Source organism: Candidatus Cardinium sp. cByotN1 (genome assembly GCF_022810525.1).
In the GTDB taxonomy this organism is placed as follows: Bacteria; Bacteroidota; Bacteroidia; order Cytophagales; family Amoebophilaceae; genus Cardinium.
The window spans coordinates 1-1,087 of record NZ_JAACGG010000043.1 but is presented as its reverse complement, the minus strand read 5'-3'; the positions used below and the strand labels follow the sequence as shown (position 1 = coordinate 1,087).

At 34.7% G+C, this 1,087-nt stretch carries 1 protein-coding gene and 1 pseudogene; one reads left to right on the top strand and one right to left on the bottom strand.

The window, feature by feature from the left end; all coding sequences use genetic code 11:
* The first annotated feature begins 230 nt into the window (after window positions 1-230).
* Window positions 231-686, top strand: a complete 456-nt coding sequence (locus MUW73_RS01415) for an Lrp/AsnC family transcriptional regulator (RefSeq protein ID WP_243575184.1) — start codon at window positions 231-233, stop codon at window positions 684-686.
* Window positions 687-847: 161 nt separating this feature from the next.
* Here the strand turns inward: MUW73_RS01415 and MUW73_RS01410 are convergent.
* Window positions 848-1,087 (bottom strand): annotated as a pseudogene (locus MUW73_RS01410) (Rpn family recombination-promoting nuclease/putative transposase); the annotation flags it as partial.

Sequence of the window (1,087 nt, the reverse complement as noted above, 5' to 3'; positions counted from 1 at the left end):
CTGGTCGCAACTATTTTACAAAGGGTGTTTTTTTATATATTATTATATATAATAATCAATTAAATATACTCCTTAAGTTGATGCCATTGGGTGAACGAAAACGTGTTTTTACGCTTTGTTTGTAAGTAGCTTGACCACAGTACTGAATGGATACTTTTTATAACCGGTGTTATAGCTGATGGATGCATTGAATTCCCGCGCTTTTATCACTTTGCTCAACAAATCACCTTATGGAGTTAGACAAAATAGATAAACATATTTTAAATATTCTTCAGGCTGATGCAAAAATCACCAATGCGGCACTTGCGCAAACAATCAATCTCTCTCCTGCTGCCACGCTTGAACGGGTAAAAAAGTTAGAACAAAATGGCATTATCAAAAAGTATATTGCAGCAATAGATTATCCACAGTTAGGTTTTTACGTTCATCTAATTGTTGGTGTGCGTCTGCAGAAAATCACGGCTGAAAATATCAAGGTATTTAAACTTACGATTGATAAAATCGCATCCATTATTACTTGTTATCAAGTAATAGGGGAATTTGATTTTATCTTACTGGTCCATTCTCAGGATATAGCTAGTTACCAAATAGTGGTCATAGAAAAACTCTATATGTTGTCTATAGTTGACCATCTAAAAACTTTATCAGTTACCCAAATACTTAAAGATAAACCGCTCTACTTATAAGTTTGCTTTCAGTACTATGTCAAGTAAATTTGTTACAGGTGGCATAACTGTGTTAGCTAGGAAAACCAATATCAGATCTGTTTGCTGGGTCAATTAGTAAAAGCATATATTGCCAACTTGGCATAGCTAAGTTGCCAGAAGAATAGTACTCACCTCTTTACTTATAGAAGCTTCTGTATATCGGATCTTGCTAACCCAGTCAGGAAGGTAATATCTTCTAGCCTATACCCATTTTTAACCATAGATTGAGCTATTTCTAATTTCCCTTCTAATTTCCCTTCATTTCTAGCTTTTTCTCTAGTATTAGCTTCTATTCTGAGCCATTTTAAGTGATCTTCGTAAGCCATTCTTTCCTGATCGGTAAAGTTCATGGTGTCTAACAGATGCAAGGCTTTCTTAAG